Consider the following 26,098-nt stretch of genomic DNA (forward strand, 5'->3'; position numbering starts at 1 on the left):
TGTAAACAATACGGGAGACAATCAGATTGGAGGAATGTAAATGAAACATGTTTTAATTCTTTCAGCAAGCCCGAGGAAAAACGGAAACTCGGACATTCTCTGCCGCCAGTTTATGCGCGGCGCTCAGGATGCCGGGCACAGGACAGAGTTAATCTCTCTGTACGATAAAAGCACTGAATTCTGCCGGGCCTGCTACGCCTGCTTCACAACAGGCAGAGGCGTCCTCAGGGACGATATGGAAGAAATTCTCGATAAAATGCAGCAGGCAGACGTCATCGTTGTGGCGACGCCCACCTATTTCTACTCTATGAACGGAAAGCTGAAGACAGTGATCGACCGCTTTCTTCCCAGATGGCAAAATCTCGGCGGACATGATGTCTATCTGATCATCACCGGACATGACAGAAAAGAAGGGCTGAAGCTCGTGGAGGAAGAGCTGAACACAATCTTTACCGGCCTGGGAAACCAGGTCAAAGGCTGTATCTGGGGAGAGGAAGTCTGGCAAAAAGGTGAAGTGGAAAACACAAAGGCTATGGACGAAGCCTATCAGGCCGGCAGTCACATATAATTTGGATAAGGAGGAAACAAAATGGAATACACAAAACTTGGGAACACAGATATAGAAGTGTCAAAGCTCTGTGTGGGCTGCATGAGCTTTGGAAAAGCCGGCACAATGCATGACTGGACAGTGGATGAGTCCGCCACAGAAAAGATCGTAAAACACGCCCTGGATCTGGGCATCAATTTCTTCGACACAGCCAACGGATATTCAGAGGGCACCAGCGAGGAATACCTGGGCCGCGCGCTCAAAAAGAATATCGCGAGAGACAAGGTCGTCATCGCCTCAAAGGTCTACTTCAATCCGGGAAGGCTTTCTTCCGAGGCCATCCACCGGGAGATGGACGGAAGCCTGAAGCGTCTCGGCACGGATTACCTGGATCTGTATATCATCCACAGGTTTGATTACGAGACGCCCATCGAGGAGACCATGGAGGCACTGAACGATCTTGTGGTGTCCGGAAAGGTGCGGGCCATCGGGGCCTCGGCCATGTACGGATACCAGTTCTACAATATGCAGCTGGCCGCCAGGGATAACGGGTGGACACCCTTTGTGGCGATGGAAAATCACTACAATCTGCTCTACCGGGAGGATGAGCGGGAGCTGATCCCCATCTGCCGCCAGATGAATGTATCCCTCATGCCCTACAGCCCTCTCGCGGCGGGACACCTCACCCGGCCGGAATGGAATTCCGACTCTCTCCGCAGCAAAACCGATCGGGCAGCGATGGGAAAATATGACAGCACCCAGGAGCAGGATATGGAGATTGTCCGCCGCGTCCACTCTCTGTCGGAAAAATACGGCGTGAAGATGCAGCAGATCGCGCTGGCATGGGAGTGGGCCAAGGGTGTGGCGTCTCCCATCATCGGAGCCACAAAAGCCGCGCATTTTGACGATGCCGCAGGGGCATTTTCCGTAAAGCTCACCAAGGAAGACATCGCTTTTCTGGAGGAGCCCTATGTGCCCCACAGGATCGTGGGAGCCATTGACCATAATCCGGCAGACGGCGTCATGCTGCTGGACGAAAAGAAATAAAATCCTATCAATTTCAGAGAAGCGAGGTATATGAAATGAGCATCACAATGAATTTATATTATACAGGCGAGAGCGGCAATGCGCGCAGGTTTGCCGAGGAGATGGAGAAAAGCGGGACAGCCGCGCGGATCCGGTCAGAAGCCGGGAACGAGAAATACGATTACTTCTTCCCCATGAAGGATCCTGAGACAGTACTGCTGATCGACAGCTGGAGAGATCAGGAGGCACTCGACGCCCATCACGCCTCACCTATGATGGAGACCATCGCTCAGCTCCGGGAGAAATACGATCTGCATATGAGAGCGGAAAGATACGTGTCTGACAGCGAAGGGATTTCCGCTTCAGACTCAAAATTCATCAAAAAATAGGGTTAAAACAAAGAAAATCGCTGAGGCCGCAAGACTTCAGCGATTTTTTTGAAATAACCGTCCTTCTATTTCATTTCCTTTTCCCAGTAACGGATCACATTCACCTGTGCCCCATCACCAAGTTTTTCCAACGTCTCGATCTCTTCCGCAGTGAGCTCTATTTCCGCTGCTTTCACAGCGTCCTCCACCTGATAGACCTTCGTCACACCAATGATCGGCAGTGTCCCTTTGGCGATTGCCCAGGCGACCGGGATCTGCGCGATTGCCGCGTGATGGCGGTCCGCAATCTCTTTCAGCCCCACATTCAGCTTCTCCAGCTTCGGGAGCATGGGATTATATGTCCTTCCCCGGTCTGAGTCCGCCGGGAACGGATGCTCTGTGTCGTATTTTCCTGTCAGTGCGCCCTGCTCCAGTACCATATAGGAGAAGAAGATAATGTTATTTTCTTTGCAGTAGTCCAGAATCCCGGAGGTTTCGGAAGACCGGTTCAGAAGGCTGTAGTGGTTCTGGATCGCGGAGATCTTCAGCCCCTCTTTGGCAAGGATATCCGCTGCCTCTTTGATTTCCGCCAGACTGTGGTTTGAGAGACCGATCTTCCCTATCTTTCCGCTCTTTGCAAGGGGGATCAGCTCTGTCACCCATTTTGGCGCGTCCACAGGGTTGTGTATCCAGTAAAAATCCATATAATCTGTCCCCAGCAGCTCTGCGCTTTTTTCATACAGTGCGGTCACTGCATTTTCTGCTGCTGGATCCGCACACTGCGGGGTAAATTTATCTGAGATCAAATAGCTGTCTCTTGGGATTGTTCTGAGGAAATCCCCCAGCACCTTTTCAGAGGTTCCCATCCCGTACGCATACGCGGTATCCCAGAGATTGAGTCCTGCTTTCATCGCTGCGTCAAATACAGGCCTGAGAGTTTCCGGCGCAAGGTTTCCTCCAAATGTACCGTCATTTCCCCACGCCCATGCCCCAAGAGCAATCCTGGGAATATCTTTTATTTCTGCCATGTTATTTCCCTCCAATATTTATTTAATTTCTATAATTATTATAAAAAGCGTTCCCGCTTAAGTCTAATACCTGTCAATCATCATTTTTCATGCCCCACATGTATAATTCTGAGCAGCGGATACTTTAACGGCTTGCCATCCCATCCAGGCACAGAAAATATCCTGCTACTCACTTAGGTTCATACATTTCCCGATCACGTCCCCTGTGGTAAGATACTCATACGTCGGCATTTCAAAAAGAACCGGCTTCAGTGTGCGGTAATCGATCTTCCCGGCTTCGTTCAGCACGCTCTCCTCCGCATAGACCCCGTCGATCCTGCAGATGAAGCTCTCAAAGCCTTCTGTCTCGTAAATGTCGTCTACAGTGCAGTCCATGACAACCGGAGCCTCGTCGATGACCGGCGCGCCCGTTCCCTCTGTGCGGTAGGCAAACATCCCGGATTTATCCACCTTGTTTCCGCTGACGCATCCGGCGCGATCCGCTTTCTTCAGCATTGCCTTGTCCACGATATTTACCGTCAGAGCCCTCGTCTCTCTAATACCCTGATTAGTATAGTGGGCTTTCGCGAGGCTGACCATGATCCGGTCATGTCCGATGATCCCCACATGTCCCACCAGAGCATAGTTCGGTTTCCCGTTCACCATCGCTCCCACCACGACAAGGGGCGTGGGATAGAGCGCAATACTGTCTCCAATATGCTTTTTCATCTGCTTTTCCTTCCTTTCATTTTCCACTTATTTTTTATCGTCCTATATATAGCAAAGATGTCCGCTCACAGGATCCGATCTACTGTCAGCCCGATCACCAGGGAAATCAGGATTACATAGCCCAGATAGAGGACAAATCTTTTCGCCCCCAGCACGATCTTCAGCGCTCCCAGGTTCGTGATCTTGGTAGCCGGTCCAGTGACCATAAAGGCCGCCGCGAAGCCCATGCTCATCCCCGATGCCAGCCACTGCTGCAATAGAGGGACCGTGCCTCCGCCGCAGGCGTAGAGAGGCACTCCGATGGTGGCAGCCAGCAGCACGCCGAACCCCTCCTGCTCCCCGAAAAGCTTTGCAAATGCATCCGCGGGAACGTATCTCTGAAACAGTGAGGAGAGCAGCACCCCCACAAGAAACCAGGGCGCCGTCGCCCGGATATTCCTGCCCAGGCTCTTCAGAAACCGCATGGCCGGGTCTGGATCTGTGTCCCTGTTTTCCGCTTCTGAAAACCCGGTAAAATTAAAATAGCTCCTGCCTTTATAAAAAAACCGCACGCAGAGTCCCGCGCCCAGCCCGCCCAGAAAGGCGGACAGAAATCTCACGGTCACTGCCTCCGGGCCGAGGATCCCGCTTGTGATCAGCAGCTGCGGGTTCAGAAGGATGGAGCTCATCATAAAGGCCGCAAGGAGGTCATCCTTCATCCCCTTCTGAGAGAAGGACGCCGCAATGGGGATGGTGCCGTACATGCACAGCGGGGAGGCGATTCCAAGGAGGCTGGCCGGAATAAGACCCAGGACTCCCAGCCTTTTTTCTCCAAGAGCCCCAAAGGCGGACTGGATCTTCCCTTTGCCGAACACAGAGATAGCAGAGCCGATCACCATCCCCAATACCCAGTAAAAGAAAACCTGCTCCAGCTGGATGCTGAAATAGTACCATATGTAAATAAATTCTCTTCTCAAAATCTCCATGCCGTCCCGCCTTCCGCCGTCTCGTCTCTAACCTTCTATATTGATCAGCTCATATGTCCTGCTGCCAAGTCCTATTTCCTCCGCGTGCTCCAGCGTGTGCAGACCGTTTCTGGATTCAATCCTCTCCACCATAGAGTCCCCGTCCCGCGCGCTGTAGACCAGGTTAACACAGGCCTGATCCAGGGCCACCGGGTCATAGGACGCGAGTATCCCGATATCGTGCATGTCAGGCTGAGCCGGGTTACCGTCGCAGTCGCAGTCCACAGAAAGACGGTTCATGACATTGATATACAGGATATTCCCATCCAGGTAATCCACAACAGATTTTCCTGCCTCCGCCATGGACTCCAGAAAAGCGTCCTGGTCTCCGCCCCACATGCTGCCGCCGGTGCCGCCGCTGTGGATATGGGCCTTTCCCTCCGGGGAAGCAATACCGATGGAAATATTTTTTATAGCGCCGCCGTACCCTGCCATGGAATGGCCCTTGAAGTGCGAGAGCACTACATAGTAATCATAGTCCGCAAAATGGCTGCCCACATAGTTTTCTTCCAGATTAGCGCCTCCCGTCACAGGCAGCGTCATGGAGCCCTCCTCGTCCATGATGTCCACATCCGCTATCTCCGTATAGCCGTGGTCTTCCGCCACCTGATAGTGCATGGCCGTGCTGACCCGGGAACCACCGTATGCTGTGTTGCACTCCACGATGGTCGGATCATCAAAGGACTGCACCAGATCCCCGATCAGGTCTGTCCGCAGATAATTGCTGCCCGGCTCCCCTGTGGAGAGCTTGACCGCAAGCTTTCCCTCCGGGGAAGCCTGAAGGGCCTCATAGACGGCGATCAATCCATCTGAGCTGATGTCTGTTGTCATATAGACCGCCGGGGAACCGGCGGCAGCGCCCGGACTGCCTGTGCCAGCGGCTTCATCGCCGGACGAGACCTCTGTCTCTGGTTCCTGTGTCCTGCCGCATCCGGCCAGCAGGCCTGCAAAAGTCATGGCAGCGACCAGTGTGATCACAAATTTCTTTCTCATAAAACCACCTCGTTTCAAGCTTTCTGTTTTCTGTGCTTCTGAAGAATTCTGGACAAATAGTAGGCGATCCAGATAAACAGCCCCATCATTGCCGCGTAATCTATATAGAAAGTGATCGGGGATTCACTGTAATCCAGGAAAACAAATTCTGTCCTAAGAAACATATAAGTTTCCAAATCTCTTCTCACAAACGCATACATCCCATAGCAGGCGATCCCCGCGCCCAGAAGCCTAATGACCAGGGCTCGGATCCCGGGAGACGCTTTCTCTCCTGAGCCGCCACCCGGCATCTCTCCTGATGTCTTTCCCGCTATCTTTTCCGACATCTTTCGCGCCCCTGCCAGCGCCATGCCCCAGTGGAGCCCCAGATGCAGCGCCATCAGCACAAATCCCCAGTAGCAGGCTGCCATGTGCATCAGCCTTGCCGTCCCCATCCCACTGTCGATGGGAAGGAACGCAAACACATGCCGGGACACCATGATGCCGCTTGCCAGCAGGCAGAGCATCACAGCCAGCAGTACAAGGTCCACCGCGGTGACCAGCGCTCTCATCCCTGTATATTTTCCGCGGAACAGATTTCTGTGCCAGCCCGGGTTCAGCAGGTGATGGGCTATAAAGAGCACGAGCATGCCTGTCCCCGCCCATTCATGGGCCTCCTCTCCCCAGAGCTGATATCCCATCAGGAACAGGAGCGCCAGAGTCATGAGAAGGTCCACTGCCAGCCTGATTTTGGACTTTGTTTTCATTTTTTTCTTTTCTTCACTCATGACCATGCCCTTTCAATCTTTCGGAAAATTCTGTTTCAGCCACGTCGAAATCCTGCCCTGCAGGTCACCGCTTCCGTTTTCCAGCACATACAGACTGCTCCCTATCTTCGCGCCCGGGCAGAGTTCCCTGACGGCCTGCTCCATCCCTCTGTCCTCCCCTCCGCAGTGGCTGAAAAATGGAAGAACGGTCTTCCCTGCCAGATCATTTTCACTGAGCCAGGACGCCAGAGGCGGAGCAATCGTCCCGCACCAGTTGGGCGTGCCGACAAAGATCACATCGTACGCATCCGCCTTGTCATCTACGGGGAGCAGCAGAGGCCTGGTCCGCGTCCGGATCTCTTTTTTCACCTGGGTCAGAAGCCTCTCAAAATCTGACGGATAGGGCTGTCTTGGATAGATCCGGCCAAGACGCCCTCCTGTCTGTCTCTGTATCACTTCCGCGATCCTGCGGGTTTTCCCTGAATAGGAATAACAGACAATCAAAACATTTCCCTGCATATGGCGGCCCTCCTTTTCGTCCATTATCCTATGGCCGCCCCGTTCTGTCTAATACTTGTCCGGTATGGGAAATCATGCTTTCCCCGCATGGCAAAAAATGGCTGCGGCATCAGACTCGTAAGCCGATGCCGCAGCCATTTTCAATGCTCCTGTATTGTCTGTACAAAAAGAGACGCCGCCTGGGAAAACAGATGATTTTTCTTCCAGAGGATCACGCTCCTTGTGACATGCGCCGGGTGGATCTGCCGGAAGCAGAGCTCCGGATCCGCATGGATGGACAAAGCTCCGTCCAGGCAGACCGCGCACCCCATCCCGGCCTCCACCAGAAGAGCCGCATTGGAAAGGATATTGTAGTAAGCCGGGATATCCAGATGGCGCTCCTCACACTGCATCCAGTGGAGGATCTGCTCCTTCGCGTTTTCCCGCCCCGGCATGATCAGGGGATACTGCTTGATGTCCTCCGCTGTCACGGTCTCCTTTTTCGCAAGCTGGTGATCCCGTCGGACGAGAATTCCCCAGGTCTCCTTCTGGGGCATCCTCACATACTCAAATTTTGCGGTGTCAATGGGCTCCATCACAAGGCCAAGGTCAAGCAGGCCGTGCTCGATCATCTCTTTGATATTGTCCGCCATTCCATTGTAGAGTTCAAACTGAACGCCAGGATATTTTTCACGGAATTCTTTCATGCAGACAGCCAGTGTGCGCCCGCCCACAGCCTCCGTGGCGCCGATCCGCACAGTGCCGCAGATGATGTCCTTCTTGTCTGTAAATGTATGCTCCAGCTTGTCCGCCAGCTCTACAATGGTTTCCGCCTGCTGCCTGAACAGGAAGCCCTCATCCGTCAGCGTGACAGAGCGTTTCCCCCGGATCAGCAGCGCCGTCCCCATCTCGTCCTCCAGCTCCTTCAGCTGGCGGCTGAGTGTGGGCTGGGTCACATGAAGAATATCGGCGGCTCTCGTGATATTCCCCTCGGCCGCCACTGTCAGAAAATATTTCAGCACACGCAGTTCCATCCTGATCACTCCTGTAGGTTTTCTTACTATCCGGTTTCTTTTTACTTCTAATTTACCAGCTATTCGGTCAGAGGGCAAATGCTTATATTTTATAACAGGATATCAATGTCAGGCATAGGGCTCATGTGAGAGCGGGCAGCAGAATCAGCTGACTTGAAATTTTAAATTCCAGTGCAGAGTTAAATTCCACATGCCATTAAAAATTCATTGCTATTATAAGTTTTTTGATGCTGAAATCTTCAATAACTGTTATAATGAGATTGACTTCTCAAAGAAATTTCTGTTTTTGGGCATGGCAAACAGGCCACTGGAATTCTGTGTGCTAGACTAAATTCCACTGACCGTCTTTAAAAAATATGAAAAGTATACTTCCATTCCGACAGCAGATTTTTGAGATGGTTTTTAATGGTTAAAGCGGATCAGCTTAGGCGTCAGATTGACATGGTCAGGATCAATCGGCCTAAGCTGAAATGCGTTTAAGACTTCTTTTCCAAGTGTTTCCAATGCCATACTATACGGCGTCCTTCCGCCCAGACATTCTCTGGGAGTGGAATTGATATGGTTCACGATCAGGTTTACGTCCCATTGTGTAAGGAATTCAAAACTGGTTCCTTTTGGGAGGATCATCCGCAGCATCGTATGAGCCTGTTCCAGCCCGCCCTTCTGCCCGCTCTGCATGGGATCACAATAATAAATGCTGGAACGCTGTATTCCGGTCACGCCAGTTTCCAGAGCATCCGGGTCACCGAATTCGGAGCCGCGGTCCGTCAGAATGTATTCAAACACAGAGGCGAACTCGAAGGTGCCCATACGTTTTTCCAAACGATCAAAAATAAGACGGACAGCGCCTTTGGTGCAGCGGTTCATCAGGAATGCAAGAAAGAGCTTTTCTCTTGTAAAAAACATGGTCAACAGCGTTTCCTTTGACTCTCTCGAAGAATGGACAGTATCCATTTCAACGTGCGCTGTAAGATCCAGGGCGCAAAAATCGCTGTAAAGTCTGCCGGAAAAAACAGCTCTGTTCGTGATCTGTGTTTTGTGACATTTCCTTGGCTTAAAACGAACTTTCCGCTTCAGATCGACATTCCTTGCGGTGAAAAGTCCCTGATCAAGATAAGAATACATGGTGCGGACAGACATATCTAATTCCGGATGATTCGTCAGGATATGATAAGGCGACTGTCCTTGTTCAATTAACGGGGAAATGATCTTATCTTTTTGATGCAGCCCCCGTTTGGTCATGTTGATCCCGGCTCTGGAATCTCGAAGCTTTTCACGATATTTTCTGTCGGCAAATCGGGCATTATAGTTGTACTTATGGGCGATTGTACAGTGAGTGATCTTTTTATCACAGCCATTGCAGACATAAGGTGCCCGATCAAGCCTTGAGCAGCGCTCCTTTACAAAGTCTTTGCATGTTTGGTTACAAGTAGGGCAGGATGTACATTTAATGCCACACAGAACGATTTTCCCACAGGCATTGGTTTTCCTGCAATGATAGCGGTGAACACAGAAGTTTTTGGCATTATAAAATGTGCCTTTGTGATACCAGTCGGAAAGTCGGTGAGCCCTTACCTCTTTTGAGATAGTAATTGGGTCCTTGCACAGGAATCTGGCAATATCCTTAAAGGATGTTCCCTTATTCAATTCATTTTCGATGTAAATACGGTCTTCAAGGGTAAGGTGTTTCTGATTACCTGGAATATATTTACTCATTGGTATTATTCCTCCTTCTACTGCTGTCAGAAGGAGAGATAAACATAGCACAGCTATATGAAAGAGTAAATACCAACTGTGCAGGAGTAAACTCTACACTTTATTAAAGGAGTGGAATTTAAAATTTCATTTTAGGGGCAGCAGAATCATTCCTGTTCCCCTCTTGACACAGCTCCCGAAATCGTCTATAATCATAACAGTGTTTCAAAACAATGTTATAAATTAGTTGAAAGGAAGCAGATCTGGTATGGCAAAGCAGATAGAAGGCGTGTACGAGGCAATCCTCTCCTGCGCCAAAAAGGAATTTTTAGAGAAGGGCTACAGGGATGCATCCCTTCGGGTCATCGCCCAGGCGGCCGGCACAAGCACAGGCTCCATCTATACCCGCTTCGGGGACAAGGAGGGGCTATTTGAGGCGATCGTCGGTCCCGCCGCCGACCAGCTCACGGAAATGTTTTTAAAGATACAAAAAGATTTCCACAATCTGAGTGAAGATACACAGCGGGCCGAGATGGGACAGTATACGGCAGACCATCAGATGCGGATGCTGGACTGCATTTATGAACATTTCGATGAATTCCGGCTTCTCCTGGACTGCGCGGAGGGCACCCGCTTCTCTGCTTTTCTGGATAAGCTGGTAGATATCGAGGTGGACTACACCTACAAATATATGGAAGTCATCGGGTGCGAGAGCGTAAAGTCCGGACTGATCACCGAGGAATTTATCCACATCGTCACAACCGCCTATTTTAACGGCATGTTCGAGGTGGTGCGGCACAGGATGGAAAGGGCCGATGCGGACAAATACATCCGGCTTCTCAACCGCTATCACATGCAGGGCTTCACCACCATCTTCAACCCGGAATAGAGGGCTTTCAAAGCTCACTGGTAATCAGGCTGTTTCCTGTCCGGTACCGCAGGCGGCAGCCTTATTGTAAAATCACCGGTTAGTGTTTCCTAACCGCCAAAAAGGAGGAATTCTTATGCAGCAAAAAAGTCCTATGCTCCGTCTGTGGGAGCTGGGAGAACAATATCACGGCGGACTGATACGGGCGGTCCTCTCCGCCTCCATCGGCGTCCTGTGCGGGATACTGCCGTATTTTGCGGCAGCGCAGATCATCATCGGACTCATCCATCGGGAGCAATACGCCTCATATTATCTGCTCTGGTGCGCCGCGGCCCTGGGAGGCTACGTCCTGCGGGCAGTCCTTTATGCTCTCGCGCTTTCCATGTCCCACAAGGCCACCTTCTCTATTTTAAAAGAAATCAGGGAGCGCATCCTTGCCAAGCTGCCAAAGCTTCCGCTTGGAACAGTCATGGACACCCCCAGCGGACAGATGAAGCAGATCATCATGGACCAGGTGGAGAGCATGGAACGGCCCCTCGCCCATCTTCTGCCGGAGATGACGTCCAACATCCTGGCGCCGGTGTGCATCCTGGTCTATCTTTTTGTCCTTGACTGGCGGATGGCTCTGCTCTCCCTTGTCTCCATCCCTGTGGGAATGGCGTTCATGATGGCTGTGATGGCCAATTACGGGAAGCAGTATGAGGGCTCCGTCAAGGTGACACAGGAGATGAACTCCACCATCGTGGAGTATATCGGCGGCATCGAGGTGATCAAGGCATTTAACCAGGGGAAACATTCCTATGAAAAATTGTCCCAAAGGGTGCTCGCAAACGCATCCTACTTCTATCACTGGATGAAGAGCTGCCAGCTGCCGGTGTCCATCTCCCGGACGCTGGCCCCCACCACCCTGATCACCATCCTTCCCGCGGGCTGGGCCCTGCATCTGGGCGGCTCTCTGGACATCGAGACCTTTGTTACCGTGATCATCCTCTCCCTTGGCATTGCAGGCCCCCTGCTCGCCGCCATGGACTTTGTGGACAGCCTGGCAAAGGTGGGGACTATCGTAGGCCAGGTGGACTCCATCCTGAACAGCAAGGAGCAGCAGCACGGCATGACGCCGGTATCCTTCGACTCCATGGATATCCGCCTGGGCCACGTCTCCTTCGGCTACCATGCGGATCAGGAGGTCCTGCACGATGTCTCCCTGGCCATCCCCTCCGGGACTGTGACCGCCTTTGTGGGCCCCTCCGGCAGCGGGAAGTCAACCATCGCCAAGCTGATCGCCGGGTTCTGGGATGTGAAGAAGGGAACGATCACCCTGGGCGGCCACGACCTGAGGGACATTCCTCTCTCCCAGCTCTACGAGCAGACGGCTTTCGTCTCCCAGGACAATTACCTGTTCAATGAGTCGGTAAGGGAGAACATCCGCATGGGAAAACCCGGGGCCAGCGACAGGGAGGTGGAGGCCGCGGCAAAGGCCGCAGGCTGCGACGCCTTCATACGGAATCTGGAGCAGGGCTACGACACCCTGGTAGGCGGAGGCGGCGCTCATCTCTCCGGCGGGGAGCGCCAGAGGATTGCCATCGCCCGGGCCATGCTGAAAAACGCGCCCATCATCATCTTTGACGAGGCCACGGCCAACGTAGACCCGGAAAACGAAGACAAGCTCCAGAAGGCAATGGAGGAGCTGACGCGGGACAAGACGATCATCATGATCGCCCACCGGCTGAAGACCGTGCAGAAGGCAGACCAGATCCTCGTGCTGGATGAGGGCGTCATCGCAGAGAGGGGAACTCATGCCGAGCTCTCGGAAAAGCCGGGACTGTATCGGGATTTCCTGAACGCGAGAAAAGAGGCGGCCGGCTGGAAGCTGGCATAATGAACGGCCGAAACAGCTTCAAATCTGTTTGATAGGTTGCTTTTTCCTGCGGGATAGGATATACTGATCACATGTAAGTTAGTTATTTCTAACTCACTGATTTGCTTACAAGTGAAAGGAGACGGTTCAAATGAAGCAAGATCACGTTCAACAAAGGGCAATCCGCCTTGGGACTCACGGAGAGGATTACGGAAGCTGGATGTCAAACCCTGTTTTCTATGTGGCAGGCGCCCTTTTGACACTGTCCACGGTGCTGACTGTGCTGTCCTTCACAGTATTCCATATCACGGCGCTTGGTGCGGTATTCGTGATCGCCGCACTTCTTCTGCTGGCGCTGCTGGGCTGGATCACCTGGATACGGCGGCAGTACGCCTTTGGGGGCGGCGGCACGATGGGGCGGACCCACCTGGCTGTCCTTTCCCATCTGGATTTTGACGGGCAGGGGCAACTTCTGGACGTGGGCTGCGGCTCCGGGCCCCTGTCCATCCGGGCGGCCCTCACCTGGTCATCGGCGCGAGTGGTGGGCATTGACTATTGGGGCGTGGACTTCGGCTACAGCCAGGCCATGTGTGAGAAAAACGCCGCCAGCGAAGGCGTGGCCGCCCGGTGTCGTTTTCAGCACGGGGACGCCAACAAGCTGGACTTCCCGGACGAGAGCTTCGACGCCGTGGTGAGCAACTACGTCTACCACAACATCAGGGGTTCGGACAAGCAGGCATTGCTGCTGGAGACCCTGCGGGTGCTGAAAAAGGGCGGTGTGTTCGCCATCAACGACAACATGAAGCCCCGGATGTACGGGGATATGGAGGCCTTCGCCCAGGAGCTGCGGGACATGGGCTATGAGGATGTGCGGCTCATCGACACGACCCGGGAGGCTTTCGGCTCACGCCGGCGGGCGGCCATGATGATGCTGGGCGAGTCCCGGATGCTGGTGGGGCGGAAATAGAGGGGGGATCAGAAGCTGGTGAAGCTTTCCTATCATGCCCCTTTCACGATCCACGCCTTTGCCTTCTCCTGCTCCTGCACCATTTCGTAATAATGCCCCTGTTTTTGCATTAGCTCCGCATGGGTCCCCCTCTCCTCAATGCGCCCCTTATCCAGTACGATTATCTGGTCGGCATTTTGAATTGTATTGAGCCGGTGAGCGATTACAAATACTGTTTTCCCTTTCATCAACCGATCCAGGGCCTGGTTGATTTTTGCCTCATTGTCTGCGTCCAGCGATGCCGTAGACTCATCCAGGAGCAGGATGGGCGCGTCTTTCAGAATGGCCCGCGCGATGGCGATCCGCTGCTTTTCACCGCCGGAAAGCGTATTGCCTCCTTCGGAGAGATGGGTCTGGTAGCCTTCCGGAAGCTTCATAATGAAATCATGGCAGTGTGCCGCTTTTGCCGCAGCAACAATCTCCTCTTCCGCCGCGTTTTCCCGTCCGGCTTTGATGTTGTTGTAGACCGTGTCAGACAGCAGTGTGTTATCCTGGAACACTTCACTGATATAATGCAGAATTCCATCCGGGTTCATTTCCTTTACATCACGGCCGCCAATACAGATCCGCCCATTTGAAGCATCCCAAAAGCGGGCAATCAGATTGGCAATCGTGGATTTTCCTGAACCAGAGGGTCCGATCAATGCAGTTGTGCTGCCTTCTTTCGCATAAAAGCTGATGTCGTGCAATACATCAGTTTCTTTGGTATAGGAAAAATCCACATGTTCAAAAGAAACATCGAAATGCGTCAGCTTTACATTTTCCTCCTGATACGGGAGAGGCTTGGTATCATACGCTTTTTCCAGATTGACAGCAGCCAGCTTCAGATCCTTCAGCATATTGTAGGAATGTTCAAAGGAAATCAAAAGCGCTGAGAGGGCAAGGCTCAAAAGCATAAAGGCTACAAGCTGATCCGGCTCAATCGTACCGCCGAGAAACAGATAGCTTCCCGCAAGGACAACCAACGGGAGGAGAAAGTTCGCAACAATCGAATACATACTTGTCGGCGCTGCTGTTTTTACTTCGGCTTTCACACTGACCCTGCGGATTTTCTCCAGGGTATCGGACATCCTGGAAAAATGGGAGCTTGTCATATTATGAGACTTAAATACCTTCATGCCCTTGATGTATTCAAGAACAATCGAGATCATCCTGGCAGTAAGCTCTCTCTTTTGCGCTCCATACGTTTCTACAAGACGATTTCCCCACGCAAGGATGGGCGCGGCAATGATCAACACGACACATTCCGCCAATGCCAGCCTCCAATTTATAAAAAATGTACCGATCAACACTAAACCAGCCATCACGATTGTCTTTACGACAGACGGCAGTGCGTGGGTGATCACCGCTTCAAAGTTGCTCAAATCCCTCGTTAATGTGCCAAGCAGATACCCGCTGCTGTTCTGATTAAAATAGCCCAGACTTAGGGATCGATAATGGTTGGCCAGATCAAGGCGCATCTTCCCGCACATTTCCGCGCCCCTGACAAAGCAGAGATAATAAGCATTCCGATAGATCACCAGGCGAATGATAACGCTGACCAGACAAACCGCGGTAAAGACAGCAATCCGCTGTGCTGTCAGAGCGCTGTCCAGAAGATGGATTACCGTCAAATACAGAATAAAGTACAAAATGATACTGAAGACTGCATCCAACGACATAAGCGCAATGGGGAAAGCCAGCTGCTCTCCTTTTTCTCCGAGAAGCTTTTTCATGATACGCAGCATTTATACCGCCTCCTTTCCAACCGTGGTCTGTGTATAAGCATCCCACATCTGACTGTACACGCCGCCTTTGTCAAGCAATTCTTTATGGGTACCCTGTTCGGCTGTCATGCCGTCTTGAAAGACCACAATCTGATCCGCATTTCGTATCGTATGAAGCCGGTGGGCAATCATAATGGTTGTCTTGCCTTTCAGAAGGTTTTGAAGGGCAACCTGTATCTTATGCTCATTCTCAATATCCGAGTAGGAAGTCGCCTCATCAAACACAACAATAGGCGCGTCTTTGAGGATTGCCCTGGCAATGGAAATACGCTGCTGCTGTCCGCCGGACAGCTTGACGCCCTCATCGCCAATCCTTGTGGCATAGCCTTGAGGCAGGCTCATAATAAAATCGTCAATCTGTGCCGCCTGCGCCGCCTTGCGGACCTGCTCTTCTGAGGCATCAGTCCCCATACGGATATTCTCAAGCAGCGTATCCTCAAGCAAAAAGACATCCTGAAACACAAAGGCGGTCAGGTCCATCAGGTTTTCCGTTTTCAGATCTGTAATCGGGACGCCGCCGATCTTGATCGCTCCGGCCGTGGTATCCCAATATCGCCCCAGTAATTGAACAGCCGTTGTTTTGCCTGCGCCGGAGGGACCGACAAACGCGTTAATGCTCCCGGGTTCCAGATGGAGATCGATTGAAGTCAGGGCTTCTTTTTCCCCCTCCGAGTAATGGAAAGATACATTCTCATAGTCGATTGCATAGCAGCCATCTTTCGGCAAAACGGCGCTTCCGCTTTCCATTTTGTCCATGCCCATGATCTTCCGGATATGATCAAGCCCGCTTCCCAGTTCCATGGACTGCATAAAGATGGTTACCATGTTCAGGAACGATGTAAAGAAACACATGGTGAGCAGAATAAACAGCAGATAGGCTGCGATCCGCAGGGATCCCCGCAGAAACAGCCAGCCGCCAATTGGCAATGTAAATAAGATGGCCGAATCCAGTACAACCAGCGCAATAGATAGTGGGTAGCAGGACGATACGCACATCTTTTTCCAGCAGGCAGTGTAAAGCTTTAGGGCATTTCGGTATTGTTCGAACTTCTCCGCAGTCAGATGATACATCTTGATCACCGGCATGGCAGTGATAAATTCGTTTGCCGACGCATTCAGATTTTCCGTATTCCCGGCAAATTCCTCGGTCATATCCGGATACCTCCCCATCAGCATCATGGGGACTGCAATCCCCAAAATCATAGGGATCAGCATGACAAGCGCCATTCCCCAATGCAGACGAAGCATAAAGATAAACATCATAAGAGGGACGACAGCAGCCTGCGCCAGTTCCAGTGAACTGTGAGCCAGAAACTGCTCAATCCTGTCTACATCGTCAAACAGTGTCGTTTTGATCTGCCCCGGCGCGTGTTCCTGAAAAAATCCCAGGTTAAATCCGGACATATGTTCCAGTACCCTCACTTTGATCCTGTGCATGGTATTGAACGCCGCCGCATGGGAGCAGATGCCTGCGATGGACATGAGAAGCGCCTGCAATATGGCTGCCGCTATCCCGATACATGCCCACATCGCCATTGCCCCAAAGGTCACTTCATTCTCAATAATTAAGAGCAGTATCCGGTATACCACCAGATACGGAACAAATGAAAGCGCGGAGCAAAAAACGGCAAGAGCCATTCCCATACCCAGCTTTCCAAGCTCCTCCCTGGCGAGCGTAAAAACATAGGACAATCCGGTTCGTTTTTGTTCCATAATAAACGGTACCCCTTTCTCTGTATTTTTGGTTAGCTATCACTAACCTTGACAGATTTCATTTTACCGCTTAGAATGAAAAATGCAACAGCCACTACTTTTTTTACCCGGATTTTATTTCTCTCAAAAAATCCTTTTAATTTCAGGGGTTTTCAGCATTTTCCATAAAATATTTTTGTAAAATCGTGACTGAAAAATGTTGGATTATAACCTTTTATACAGGACTTCAAAGGTGACGTCGTATAATACGATATCAGAAAGGAAAAGGACATAGAAAATGGATATGACAATTGCGGATTATTTCTTACAGCTTCCGGAGAAGATGCATTTTGCTGAAGTACAGGAGCTTTCTGATGGCGGGACAAAATACTACCGGATGCTCTCTGATTACGGCAGCGGCTCTTTTCAGTTAATTCGTTTTGATGATGACCTTCTTTTCATTTTGATCGCTGATTTTACGCCAAAGGAAACCTTTGAGAAGGTTGCGGCCATTTCGGAAGAATACATCGAGATCAGCCAGTTTGAGACAGACAGCAGCACATTCAAAATCGGCAGACGAAAAACGCAGCCTGTAGGCAAAGGGATATTCTGCTATGTGAATACGAAGAAGACAACATATGTATACTGCGAAAAAGGAAAACCCGTGCGGTTTACCAAAGTCATCCTGACGCGGAAATACTTTGATACCTTTTTCCGTGAATACTATGGGCAGGACTATGAGCAGTCAAAATCCGCACAGGAGTATCTTCTGCGCAACCCCAATCTGCCGGAACTGAATTTTGTGTTCCGGCAGATCCGGGACTGCCAGGCCACAGGAAATCCCCTGCGGCTGTACCTGCAAAGCAAGGTCCTGGAACTGCTCTCGCTGGTTATGAAGGGGATGGGAAACGAAGAGGAGCATATTCCTGTCCGTCTGGACTATAAAGATATCCGCGGGCTGAAAAAATCCGTGGCATATATGAAGAAAGATCTGGCCACATATCCGTCAGGAGTAAAGCTGGCTCAAATCGCCGGGATGAGCGCCACACGATACCAGCTTGCTTTTCGGAAGTACTTTGGGACAACCCCCTATGAATATCTCAAAGAAATGCGGCTGAATCAGGCGTTGCTCCTGCTGAAAAATTCAGACTGCGGAATTGCCGTGATCGCCGCAAAGGTCGGATATCACCATTCAGGCCACTTTGCCAAGCTGTTTAAAAGTGTATATGGAATAGGGCCAAGAGAATACAGGCTTGCTTCTGCCGCAGTCTCAAGGCCAATCTACGATCATATCTAAAAAAATTTTTACATCAAATGCTTATCCTGGCAAAGCCAGATACTCGTCCGCATCCTCTCTTCTCCGGAAGATATGGATATCTCTGCCGTCTCTGTACTTCTCCAGCATGTCGTAGATCCTGGGAAGCTGATCATTTGGAAAGTCCACGATCCACTGGCGGAATTCCATGTCAAGCTCTGTCTCCACCCAGGGCAGATCCTCCCGCTTTTTCCCGATCCGCTCCCCGGCTCCTGCCAGGCAGAGCTCCAAAGGATAGTCCAGGAGAAAGACGGTATCGCAGGCCGCAAGCCGCATTTCCAGGGTGCGCAGATAATTTCCGTCGATAATCCACTGTTTTCCGCATATGATCTCTCCCAGCTTCCTGTCAAATTCTTCCCTGGGGATATTTGTGCCGTCAGCCCTGTGCCAGATCATGTCCAGGTAATATAAGGGCAGCGATGTCCTGTCCCGCAGCTTCCGGGCAAAGGTGCTTTTCCCCGCGCCGGGACAGCCTATCACGATCGCCTTTTTCATCCTCTTACCTGCTCACCGGATCCCACAGGTCCCCGTATCCGTAGGAATCCACGATGTATTTCATTCCGTCTACGACCTCGTCCTGGGTAAAACCGTGCTCCTCCAGGAATTCCTCGCTCTTGCACCCCAGCTTCTCATAAAAGCGCAAAGCCATCTCAAAGTAGGACTGGCTGTCCGGATCCAGCTCATCCAGGAGTTGATTTTCCGCCTCGTTGATCTGCCCGTCGTCTATCATGGCGGTCAGCTTTTTAAACTGCCGCAGTCTCTCCACAGAAACCGGGAGCTCATCCTCCTTGTCAATATCCCTGCCAAATATCAGTCTTATGAGCATGCGCGCGATCTCGTGGGTGAGGCGCATGATATAGTCCTTGTCCTCAATCATCTGTCCATCCTCCTTATAGTCTGTTGATCCATCCCTGGGCCCACAGAAGCAGCCTGTCCGACATTTCCTCAAAGTCCGCCTGTCCGCCTTCCTTCAGGGCCAGAAACGTTTCCACAATATTCTGTTCCTCTTTCCCGGCTATGTCAAGCAGATCCCTCTGTTTTTTCGTATATTTTCCTGTCTGCCTGAAGCAGATGGCCTGCACCACAAAGGATGCCGACTTGTACAGGCCCTTTAGGATCTCCTCCTGCCTGTCGTAGAGCATATTGTGGACGCAGCCATGGTAAATATTGCACACACCGATCTTTATCGCCCGCCGCACCGCCTCGTCGTCGATCCGCTCCAGCAGTCCATCCAGGCTTCCCACAATGGGCCTGGTGTCATAGTAAAACTGAAAGAGATCCGACGGCTCCCATCTGAGCAGCTCCTCCTTTCCGGATAGAAAGCCGCAGACAAGCTCCCGTTCCGGCAGCCTGTCCAGCATCCCCTCGTAGATCCGCACATCCGCAGGTGTCAGCTTATCAAGGATCACTACCAGGTCGATGTCGCTGCCTTCCGTCTCCTCTCCCCGCCCCCGGCTTCCCTGAAGGCCCGCGAACCAGATCCGTTCCTCAAAGGTCTCCTCCAGCGCCCTGATAAAATTTTCTGTCCAGCTCTTTATCTCGATCATGCTTTCCTCCTCACTCTGCTATGCTGTATCCGTCCTCCTTCAGCACAGAAAGCGCTCTTCCAAACTGTTCCTTCTTGATCAGCACATAGTCCGTGTTGTAGGTAGACACCGCAAAGATACTGATTTCTCTGTGCGCCAGGAGATCTGCGATCTTCGCCAGTATCCCGGTCAGAGAAAAGTCCAGTACGCCCTTCAGCCGGAAGGCTCTCCATCCGTCACGCTCCTTTGGCCCTTCCAGAAGAACCCTGCTGTCTAAAAGTAGAACACAGGCCAGGTTGCTTGTCAATATTTTTATTTTTCTGTTGCTATTCCCCTTCTTTTTATGTATAATGTAAACCAATCACCGGGAGAATTCTTTCTCTCAAAGGCTGCGTGTCAGCCGCTCTTATTTACATCATCCGGCACGTGTCCGGGGCGGTTTCCGCCAGAACATTTCCTTTTATTAAGTTTGCAGACGTCTAAAAGGTTGCAGTCTGTTGTCTTTATGTCTATAATGGAGGTATAACGATTTATGTGTATAACCAAAAAAGTAAATATGGATCGCTCAGAATATCCCACTGCGGACCGGGAGTACAAGGACCGTCTCTTCCGCTTTGTCTTCAACAACAGGGAGGACCTTCTGTCTCTGTACAACGCTGTGGCCGGGACCAGCTACACAGACCCGGACAGTCTTGGGATCAACATTGCGAAGCTGTACGAGAAGATCATTGCCCAGAACAATATCAACATCTACAGCTCGGGAGCCAAAAAATTCCCCTTCCCCCAGCACATTGTGTTCTACAACGGCACCGACAGCCAGCCGGACCAGACAGTCCTGCGGCTTTCCGACCTCTTTGAGGGACAGGAGGACGGGAAAACGCCGGCTCTTGAGTGCGTTACCGTGATGCTGAACATCAACTACGGCCACAACCGGGCGCTCATGGAGAAATGCCGCCGTCTGGAGGAGTATTCTATCTTCATTGACAGGGTACGAGGAAGGCTGGCAGAAAACCTGCCACTGGAGGAGGCCATCATGGCAGCCATCGACGACTGCATCCAGGACAGTATTCTAAAGGATATCCTGATCCAGCAGAAAGCGGAGGTAGTGCAGATGATACTGGAAACATTTGACAAAGACAAGTACGAGAAAGCCATCAAGAGTGAGGCCTATGAGGATGGGTATACAGAGGGCAGAAAGGAGGGCTATGACCTGAGGCTCCTGGAGCAGGTGCAGAAGAAGCTGGCCAGAGGAAAATCCGCAGAGGAGATTGCCCAAGACCTGGAGGAGACGCCGGAGACCATCGCCGGTCTGATCTCCCGGCTTCAGGAAAAGTAAGTCAGCTCCCGTTGTATTTATAGCCAAAGCCTGTGATGGTTTTTATGGTTTCATGCCCGCAGGTAAAAGGCCTTAGCTTTTTCCGTATCTGATAGACGGTATTTTCCACTGCGTGGCAGGACTGATTGGAGGGCTCCTGCCACACAGTTTCGTATATGTTTTCTTTTGTAAAAGAGATGTCCGGATGGGACCAGAGAAGATACAGGACCGCAAATTCCTTTTCTGAGAGATAGATTTCCCGGTCTCCCAGCACTGCCTGGCGTATGGAGGCGTCCATCGTCAGCCTGCCGGCCAGGGGCACTTCCATCCCCCAGAGTCTTCGTATCTCCAGACAGTCCTTTTCTATCTGCGCAAGGAGCAGGGAGGCGCTGTCAAAGCTTCTGACATCCCGTATTTTTCTGTACAGGCGTAGAGTCGCCCTGCTGCCGAATATTTCTCTTTGAAAGTCCAGAATATGGATTTTGACGAGCACAGCCTTGTCGCTGTCCATGGTGGGGCAGGGGCCGATGTGTACGGCGCAGCAGTACCTCTCACTTTCTCTCCCTGGATCTTCCCCGCAGCTTTCCCCACTGTACAGAAGGATTTTCCCCGCATATACGCCTGTCCCGGGCAGCTGTGTGCCCTGATCCGGCCGCAGATCCGCGGTGGGCATCCCCACAAGCCGCCCGATACCCCTCTTGTGTATGATTTCCCCTCTTATCTCACCTGACAGCAGCTCTTCCTCTGCCTTCTTCTCTGTCATTTTCATCCCTCACTGCTCCCTTCCGGATATCTGTCTCACATCATTCCATTTAATACAAGGATCAGCATAACACAGGTAACGATCACCGCTGCCGCCAGCAGGAGGAGACCCCTGTGCCGTCCTCCGCCCCTCTGTTCCGCTCCCTCTATGTAGCCGCTCTTTCTGAGGGCAGTGACCACCGGCTTGTAGAGCAGAAAGGTAAATGCCGCGTTCAGGCCGCTTTTTAGCAGATTGAAGGGGAGAAAGGCCGGCAGGAGAAGCTGCGCCACCGCCTCCCGCGGGTAGCCCATGTAAATGGGAGTGACCAGGTAGTTCCAGAGCAGCATCACCGCTGTCATGGCCACGCAGGCCGCTCCCAGTGCAGCCAGCGCCCCCTTCAGGCTGCGGAATTTCCGGTAGATGACCGACGCCGTGCAGGCAAAGGCACAGGTGGACACAATGTTCATAACGCATCCTATAACCCCCGTATCGCTGACCGTCACCATCTCGATCACGGATACAATGACTGACACGGCGAAGGCGGTCAGCGGTCCCCAGATCAGCCCTCCCAGAGTGATGACAATATCTTTCGGATCATAGCTCAAAAAGAGCACAACCGGGATGCGCCCCAAAGCCATGACCACATAGGCAATGGCAGACAGCATGGCGGCTGCCGTGATTTTCTTTGTCCTGTCGTCCATACAGCTTTTACCTCCAGAGAAAATGAAGCACCCGGAAGGGATCCCCCCTCCCGGATGTTATAAAGCATACACTCCGGAGGCATCCGCGGCAAGACTACGGCCTGATTTCGGAAACAATTCGGAACTGCCGCCTAGTATGTATTGACCAAATACCTGGCCCTTTCCAGATCCTTTCTCAGAACAAAGATTTCATACTCATACATAAGATCAATCGAACTTCCCACGCTTCCAAAGCTTCCACGGGCCGTGCCATGGCCCATCCATCGGTTTCCGCTGCTCCTCGTCCTGTAGGTATAGGGAATTTTCTCCCTCTCCAGCGCCTCCCTCATCTCGTTAAAACGCTTCATGTCTCTTCCGATCCACAGGCTCTCCCTGTTAAAAATTGTGATCATAGTCCCCCTCCTCTTCAGTCCTGACAAAGTCCGGCCATTCGATATACATATACAATTTTCACAACACTCACAACAACCAGCCCAATCCCGCAGGCCAACATTGCGATCACTCCCGGTAAAAACAAAAGGGCACTGCAGACAGTACCTCCCGCAAATCCTGCCAGCATGCCCACATACCACTGACGCAGCCTGAGCCACTTTTCACTCAGTATCACATCTCTGTCGTGGACAAATTCAGCATGTCCCGCAAATTCCTGGTACTCTCCTGCTATATCCACAGCGGCTGATGCAATGACCACCAGAATGATAAGAGTGACCAACAGGCTGCCATCCAGAAAATAGGACACGGCAGAAGATAGGACTCCTACTACTGCCGACGCGGCTTTACAGAACCCCGCCATTCTGAAGTGAGCACTGAAATGTTCCATCTTAAGCAGGACGGCTCCATAAACCACTGTCGCCAGGATATTCACAAACCACAGCAGCGTGTAGAGCCTTCCGTCCCCTTCCCCATTAGAAATGGTCCTTGCAACAGTACATACGATTAGAAGCCAGAACAGACTCTGGTACCATTTTCCACTTATCTCACTCATTTTTTCTCTCTCCTCTCTCCTCCACATCCGCCAGCTTCAGCAGCTCCCCGTACCGAAAACAGTCTCTCTGATGGTCGTTTATTATGCCGCAGGCCTGCAGATGGGAGTACACAGTGACAGGTCCCATGTACTTCAGTCCCCGCTTTTTGAGGTCCCGACTGATCCTGTCGGAGAGCTCGTTGCTTGCCGGCAGCCCTTCTGTCTGATGGGAGGGATAAATGTAGGTCTTCCCCCCTGTAAAGCTCCACAGGTAGGCACTGAAGGATCCTGCCTCCTGATGGATCCTCTGAAAGCACCGGGCGTTGTGTATAACAGCCCGGATCTTCCTCTCCGATCGGATCATGCCCTCTGTCTGCAAAATCCGCTCCACATCCTCCTCGCCGTAGCCTGCCACCTTGTCAAAATCAAAGTCGTCAAAGCACTGCCGGAAAATCTCCCTCTTCTGTATCATCATGTTCCAGTTCAGGCCGCACTGCATGACCTCCATCATCAGGAACTCAAACTGTTTCCGGTCGTCATGGAGGGGCACGCCCCACTCCTCATCATGATACCGGATCATCTTCTCATTGCACATGCACCACTGACATTTCTCCAAGCTCTGTCCCTCCTCTCTCTGACACACCGGCTTATCCCCTTGCGAACCGATACGCTGCCTTTTCCTCTCTGGCTGACGCTCTACCTCGTGTAGTAAAACATATTGCCGTCATACTTTTCATCCAGTGTCTGTCGGCTTGTGAACACGCACTGCACCCCATCCACAAATGCGCCGAACGGATCGTGTCTCTCCACAATGGCGTCCATCTTTCTTCTTATACTGCCGCACACGCCGTCGGCCTGGTGGCAGTCTCTTTGCTCATCTGTCTCAAAAAAGACGTGTACCCTGTCGAAAAGGATTTCCATCCGCCAAATATCCGGGGCCTCTATACTCCTGATCTCCCCGGCGCACCTTTGGAGCACCCTTTTTTGTATCTCGTCCCTGAGCGTGTCATAGGTCACAAGGAAGTCCCCGGGCCTTCGGTAAGCGGGATGTGTATTATGCCTGACACACAAAGCGGCAAATTTCTCCGCTGTGCGTCTCTGCTTCCGCTCATCTGGGTTTGCCCCCTTTTTCATCTTCCCGGCGCAGTCCCTGTCCCACAGGAGCAGGCGCAGTCGGGGCCGACCTGCGTTAGTCCGTTCACAAAAATAATTGTAAACCCGCAGGCTGTAGGTCTCCTCAAACCACTGCTCCAGCTCCGTAAAAAGAGGGTCTTTCTCCTCCCTGCCGGCCAGGACCGCCACTGCATGGCTGTACTCTTCTTCTCTCAATAGCATGCCGTCATCCTCTGCTCTGTTTTTCTGTTATTCCGCTTCGTTTTTTTCATTATAATACATATGGCGGGCTTTTTACAAAAATATTAGCGCTATCGCGTGCAAAATATACTTAAAAATGTACACAACAAAAGCCTGCACGAATTCTTATAAATCCGTCAGGCTTTCATTCTTTTACATACACTATCAATTCTCCGATTTCACACTCAAAATAACTGCATAATTTACATATCAGGTTTGCGTCCAATCTCTGAAATTCATTCCTGCAATATCTGTTAAAATTTGCCCTCGGTATATCCAACTCACGGCAAATAGTATTTTTACTAATACCTCTTTCTTTTAGCAATTCTTCTATGCGTAATTCCAAATGACCATATTCCATTCGCCTCACTCCCTACACAAAGTATATTTGATAAATCTTCATGTAGTAATTCACTATATAGTGAGGTATTATATAGTTATCCCCTTGTATTTTAAATTGAGGAGCAAAATAGTGAACCGAAAAATAAAAGCTATATGCACTGCCTTGTGCTTATTTCTGATATTCTCTTATTGCGTAAATCTCCCGGATTACTCTGTTGTAAATAGTATGTCCTTTAGCAGTGCAAATACACGGGAAACAGAAATAAAAGTAGTTGTATACAAATACTGGAATTTGAACGAAATTATCAAATCTATAGAGCAGGAACATAATAAAATCAATGGAGTACCAACTTCTTTAGAAATCAATCTTTATTACTCTCGTTGGCATATCAGACACGGTATAGGACCTTTTAAGACAGTGGTTTTCCATTATAAACAAAAATAGCGGACAATTCTGCCCGCTACAACTCTTAATTTGACGATTTATCAGTCATGACAATGCAATATAAATTATTGTAATTTCTACCAGAAATATAAAAAAGCACAAACTGCTTACAATCCAATTATACTGAAAATCATTTAAAAAAGTCCGTGAATGTGTAAGGCAATATTTGATTTTTTCTCTTCCGGTAAGAAACATTATCATTAATTGTATTAAAGGGAAAAGGAAAATCTGAATTTTATTTGAATAGTCATCAGCTATTCCACTAGCATTAAAGTGCATTGGTATTTTTAGCGGTAAAAACCCAAAAGCTACCAGACTTACCAGAATACCAAGTCCAACAATAGTCCATGAAAGTTTCCTATCGTTTATAAAATCTTTGAATTTCATTTCTCATGACGCCTGCCATTCCTTGATTTCCAATTTTTCTATATCTCTGATTGTACTCCTCGCGTTTCACACCCACAAGAATCGGATAGGGGAGATTTGACCCTCCCCTTCCACACCACGTAGCGTACCGTTCAGTACTACGCGGTTCAATAGTTTACGCGTACTTTCAGA

Annotated in this window: 30 protein-coding genes; 8 read left to right on the forward strand and 22 right to left on the reverse strand. The window is 50.9% G+C overall.

Annotated elements, in window-relative coordinates; translation table 11 throughout:
• Positions 1 to 40: 40 nt before the first annotated feature.
• Genes NI21_RS0114335 through NI21_RS0114345 form a run of 3 tightly spaced genes read left to right on the forward strand, consistent with a single transcriptional unit; the run spans position 41 to position 1,962 of the window.
• Positions 41 to 568 (forward strand): flavodoxin family protein, encoded by a 528-nt coding sequence (locus tag NI21_RS0114335; RefSeq protein ID WP_033126891.1) that lies wholly within the window; start codon positions 41 to 43, stop codon positions 566 to 568.
• Between the two features lie 21 nt (positions 569 to 589).
• Positions 590 to 1,594 carry an aldo/keto reductase gene (locus NI21_RS0114340; protein WP_033126892.1) on the forward strand — a complete coding sequence of 335 codons (1,005 nt, stop codon included), beginning with the start codon at positions 590 to 592 and terminating at the stop codon, positions 1,592 to 1,594.
• A gap of 35 nt (positions 1,595 to 1,629) precedes the next feature.
• Positions 1,630 to 1,962 (forward strand): putative quinol monooxygenase, encoded by a 333-nt coding sequence (locus NI21_RS0114345; protein ID WP_033126893.1) that lies wholly within the window; start codon positions 1,630 to 1,632, stop codon positions 1,960 to 1,962.
• A gap of 65 nt (positions 1,963 to 2,027) precedes the next feature.
• Here NI21_RS0114345 and NI21_RS0114350 read toward each other — a convergent pair whose 3' ends face one another.
• The 8 genes from NI21_RS0114350 to NI21_RS0114385 form a co-directional block, all read right to left on the reverse strand.
• Positions 2,028 to 2,969 carry an aldo/keto reductase gene (locus NI21_RS0114350; protein WP_033126894.1) on the reverse strand — a complete coding sequence of 314 codons (942 nt, stop codon included), beginning with the start codon at positions 2,967 to 2,969 and terminating at the stop codon, positions 2,028 to 2,030.
• A 165-nt stretch (positions 2,970 to 3,134) separates the two neighbouring features.
• Positions 3,135 to 3,677, reverse strand: coding sequence for a flavin reductase family protein (locus NI21_RS0114355; protein ID WP_033126895.1), 543 nt, complete (start codon positions 3,675 to 3,677; stop codon positions 3,135 to 3,137).
• A gap of 65 nt (positions 3,678 to 3,742) precedes the next feature.
• A complete protein-coding gene (locus tag NI21_RS0114360; protein ID WP_033126896.1) occupies positions 3,743 to 4,642 on the reverse strand; it encodes a permease in 900 nt (299 codons plus the stop codon).
• A 27-nt stretch (positions 4,643 to 4,669) separates the two neighbouring features.
• Entirely contained in the window at positions 4,670 to 5,674 is a 1,005-nt protein-coding gene (locus NI21_RS0114365; protein WP_033126897.1) for a DUF362 domain-containing protein, read from the reverse strand.
• 14 nt (positions 5,675 to 5,688) lie between these two features.
• Positions 5,689 to 6,420 carry a DUF4405 domain-containing protein gene (locus tag NI21_RS0114370; RefSeq protein ID WP_033126898.1) on the reverse strand — a complete coding sequence of 244 codons (732 nt, stop codon included), beginning with the start codon at positions 6,418 to 6,420 and terminating at the stop codon, positions 5,689 to 5,691.
• A gap of 33 nt (positions 6,421 to 6,453) precedes the next feature.
• Positions 6,454 to 6,939, reverse strand: coding sequence for a flavodoxin (locus tag NI21_RS0114375; protein WP_033126899.1), 486 nt, complete (start codon positions 6,937 to 6,939; stop codon positions 6,454 to 6,456).
• Between the two features lie 140 nt (positions 6,940 to 7,079).
• Positions 7,080 to 7,952 carry a LysR family transcriptional regulator gene (locus NI21_RS0114380; RefSeq protein WP_033126900.1) on the reverse strand — a complete coding sequence of 291 codons (873 nt, stop codon included), beginning with the start codon at positions 7,950 to 7,952 and terminating at the stop codon, positions 7,080 to 7,082.
• A 402-nt stretch (positions 7,953 to 8,354) separates the two neighbouring features.
• Positions 8,355 to 9,668 carry an IS30 family transposase gene (locus tag NI21_RS0114385; protein WP_033126901.1) on the reverse strand — a complete coding sequence of 438 codons (1,314 nt, stop codon included), beginning with the start codon at positions 9,666 to 9,668 and terminating at the stop codon, positions 8,355 to 8,357.
• A 247-nt stretch (positions 9,669 to 9,915) separates the two neighbouring features.
• Here NI21_RS0114385 and NI21_RS0114390 point away from each other — a divergent pair, with 247 nt between their 5' ends.
• From NI21_RS0114390 to NI21_RS0114400, 3 genes are all read left to right on the forward strand, one after another.
• Positions 9,916 to 10,536 (forward strand): TetR/AcrR family transcriptional regulator, encoded by a 621-nt coding sequence (locus NI21_RS0114390; protein WP_033126902.1) that lies wholly within the window; start codon positions 9,916 to 9,918, stop codon positions 10,534 to 10,536.
• 115 nt (positions 10,537 to 10,651) lie between these two features.
• On the forward strand, positions 10,652 to 12,394 hold the full coding sequence (locus NI21_RS0114395) for an ABC transporter ATP-binding protein (protein WP_033126903.1): 1,743 nt from the start codon (positions 10,652 to 10,654) through the stop codon (positions 12,392 to 12,394).
• Positions 12,395 to 12,524: 130 nt separating this feature from the next.
• Complete coding sequence (locus NI21_RS0114400) at positions 12,525 to 13,340, forward strand: class I SAM-dependent methyltransferase (protein WP_034810430.1); 816 nt, start codon at positions 12,525 to 12,527, stop codon at positions 13,338 to 13,340.
• 32 nt (positions 13,341 to 13,372) lie between these two features.
• Here NI21_RS0114400 and NI21_RS0114405 read toward each other — a convergent pair whose 3' ends face one another.
• Positions 13,373 to 15,106, reverse strand: a complete 1,734-nt coding sequence (locus NI21_RS0114405) for an ABC transporter ATP-binding protein (RefSeq protein ID WP_033126904.1) — start codon at positions 15,104 to 15,106, stop codon at positions 13,373 to 13,375.
• Positions 15,107 to 16,858 carry an ABC transporter ATP-binding protein gene (locus NI21_RS0114410; protein WP_033126905.1) on the reverse strand — a complete coding sequence of 584 codons (1,752 nt, stop codon included), beginning with the start codon at positions 16,856 to 16,858 and terminating at the stop codon, positions 15,107 to 15,109.
• A gap of 277 nt (positions 16,859 to 17,135) precedes the next feature.
• Between NI21_RS0114410 and NI21_RS0114415 the strand changes: the two genes are divergently transcribed.
• A complete protein-coding gene (locus NI21_RS0114415; RefSeq protein WP_052084160.1) occupies positions 17,136 to 18,134 on the forward strand; it encodes an AraC family transcriptional regulator in 999 nt (332 codons plus the stop codon).
• Positions 18,135 to 18,155: 21 nt separating this feature from the next.
• Here the strand turns inward: NI21_RS0114415 and NI21_RS0114420 are convergent, their stop codons facing one another.
• From NI21_RS0114420 to NI21_RS17135, 4 genes are read right to left on the reverse strand one after another with little or no spacing between them, the layout of a single operon-like run.
• On the reverse strand, positions 18,156 to 18,647 hold the full coding sequence (locus tag NI21_RS0114420) for an adenylate kinase (protein WP_033126906.1): 492 nt from the start codon (positions 18,645 to 18,647) through the stop codon (positions 18,156 to 18,158).
• 4 nt (positions 18,648 to 18,651) lie between these two features.
• Positions 18,652 to 19,029, reverse strand: a complete 378-nt coding sequence (locus tag NI21_RS0114425) for a DUF6483 family protein (RefSeq protein ID WP_033126907.1) — start codon at positions 19,027 to 19,029, stop codon at positions 18,652 to 18,654.
• Between the two features lie 13 nt (positions 19,030 to 19,042).
• The gene (locus NI21_RS0114430; RefSeq protein WP_033126908.1) at positions 19,043 to 19,699 is read right to left on the reverse strand and encodes a nucleotidyltransferase domain-containing protein; all 657 of its coding nucleotides are present in this window, start codon (positions 19,697 to 19,699) and stop codon (positions 19,043 to 19,045) included.
• 10 nt (positions 19,700 to 19,709) lie between these two features.
• Positions 19,710 to 19,985, reverse strand: a complete 276-nt coding sequence (locus NI21_RS17135; RefSeq protein WP_052084161.1) for an ACT domain-containing protein — start codon at positions 19,983 to 19,985, stop codon at positions 19,710 to 19,712.
• Positions 19,986 to 20,210: 225 nt separating this feature from the next.
• Between NI21_RS17135 and NI21_RS0114440 the strand changes: the two genes are divergently transcribed.
• Positions 20,211 to 21,014, forward strand: coding sequence for a hypothetical protein (locus tag NI21_RS0114440; RefSeq protein WP_052084163.1), 804 nt, complete (start codon positions 20,211 to 20,213; stop codon positions 21,012 to 21,014).
• Between the two features lies 1 nt (position 21,015).
• On the opposite strand, the gene NI21_RS0114445 is transcribed toward NI21_RS0114440, so the two are convergent.
• The 8 genes from NI21_RS0114445 to NI21_RS0114475 all read right to left on the reverse strand — a co-directional run bounded on the left by NI21_RS0114445 (position 21,016) and on the right by NI21_RS0114475 (position 25,927).
• Positions 21,016 to 21,762 (reverse strand): riboflavin kinase, encoded by a 747-nt coding sequence (locus NI21_RS0114445; RefSeq protein ID WP_052084164.1) that lies wholly within the window; start codon positions 21,760 to 21,762, stop codon positions 21,016 to 21,018.
• Between the two features lie 29 nt (positions 21,763 to 21,791).
• On the reverse strand, positions 21,792 to 22,436 hold the full coding sequence (locus tag NI21_RS0114450) for an ECF transporter S component (RefSeq protein WP_033126909.1): 645 nt from the start codon (positions 22,434 to 22,436) through the stop codon (positions 21,792 to 21,794).
• A gap of 131 nt (positions 22,437 to 22,567) precedes the next feature.
• A complete protein-coding gene (locus tag NI21_RS0114455) occupies positions 22,568 to 22,828 on the reverse strand; it encodes a hypothetical protein (RefSeq protein ID WP_033126910.1) in 261 nt (86 codons plus the stop codon).
• Between the two features lie 14 nt (positions 22,829 to 22,842).
• Positions 22,843 to 23,421, reverse strand: a complete 579-nt coding sequence (locus tag NI21_RS0114460; protein ID WP_033126911.1) for a hypothetical protein — start codon at positions 23,419 to 23,421, stop codon at positions 22,843 to 22,845.
• A complete protein-coding gene (locus tag NI21_RS0114465; protein WP_033126912.1) occupies positions 23,414 to 24,016 on the reverse strand; it encodes a DNA-3-methyladenine glycosylase I in 603 nt (200 codons plus the stop codon). The genes NI21_RS0114460 and NI21_RS0114465 overlap by 8 nt, the downstream gene beginning before the upstream one ends.
• A gap of 80 nt (positions 24,017 to 24,096) precedes the next feature.
• Complete coding sequence (locus NI21_RS0114470; RefSeq protein ID WP_147581213.1) at positions 24,097 to 24,735, reverse strand: hypothetical protein; 639 nt, start codon at positions 24,733 to 24,735, stop codon at positions 24,097 to 24,099.
• A 163-nt stretch (positions 24,736 to 24,898) separates the two neighbouring features.
• Positions 24,899 to 25,114 (reverse strand): helix-turn-helix transcriptional regulator, encoded by a 216-nt coding sequence (locus NI21_RS16605; protein ID WP_081958111.1) that lies wholly within the window; start codon positions 25,112 to 25,114, stop codon positions 24,899 to 24,901.
• 471 nt (positions 25,115 to 25,585) lie between these two features.
• The gene (locus NI21_RS0114475; protein ID WP_033126914.1) at positions 25,586 to 25,927 is read right to left on the reverse strand and encodes a DUF1648 domain-containing protein; all 342 of its coding nucleotides are present in this window, start codon (positions 25,925 to 25,927) and stop codon (positions 25,586 to 25,588) included.
• Positions 25,928 to 26,098: the final 171 nt, after the last annotated feature.

The sequence above is a fragment of the Eubacterium sp. ER2 genome, assembly GCF_000765215.1.
GTDB lineage: Bacteria > Bacillota > Clostridia > Lachnospirales > Lachnospiraceae > Claveliimonas > Claveliimonas intestinigallinarum.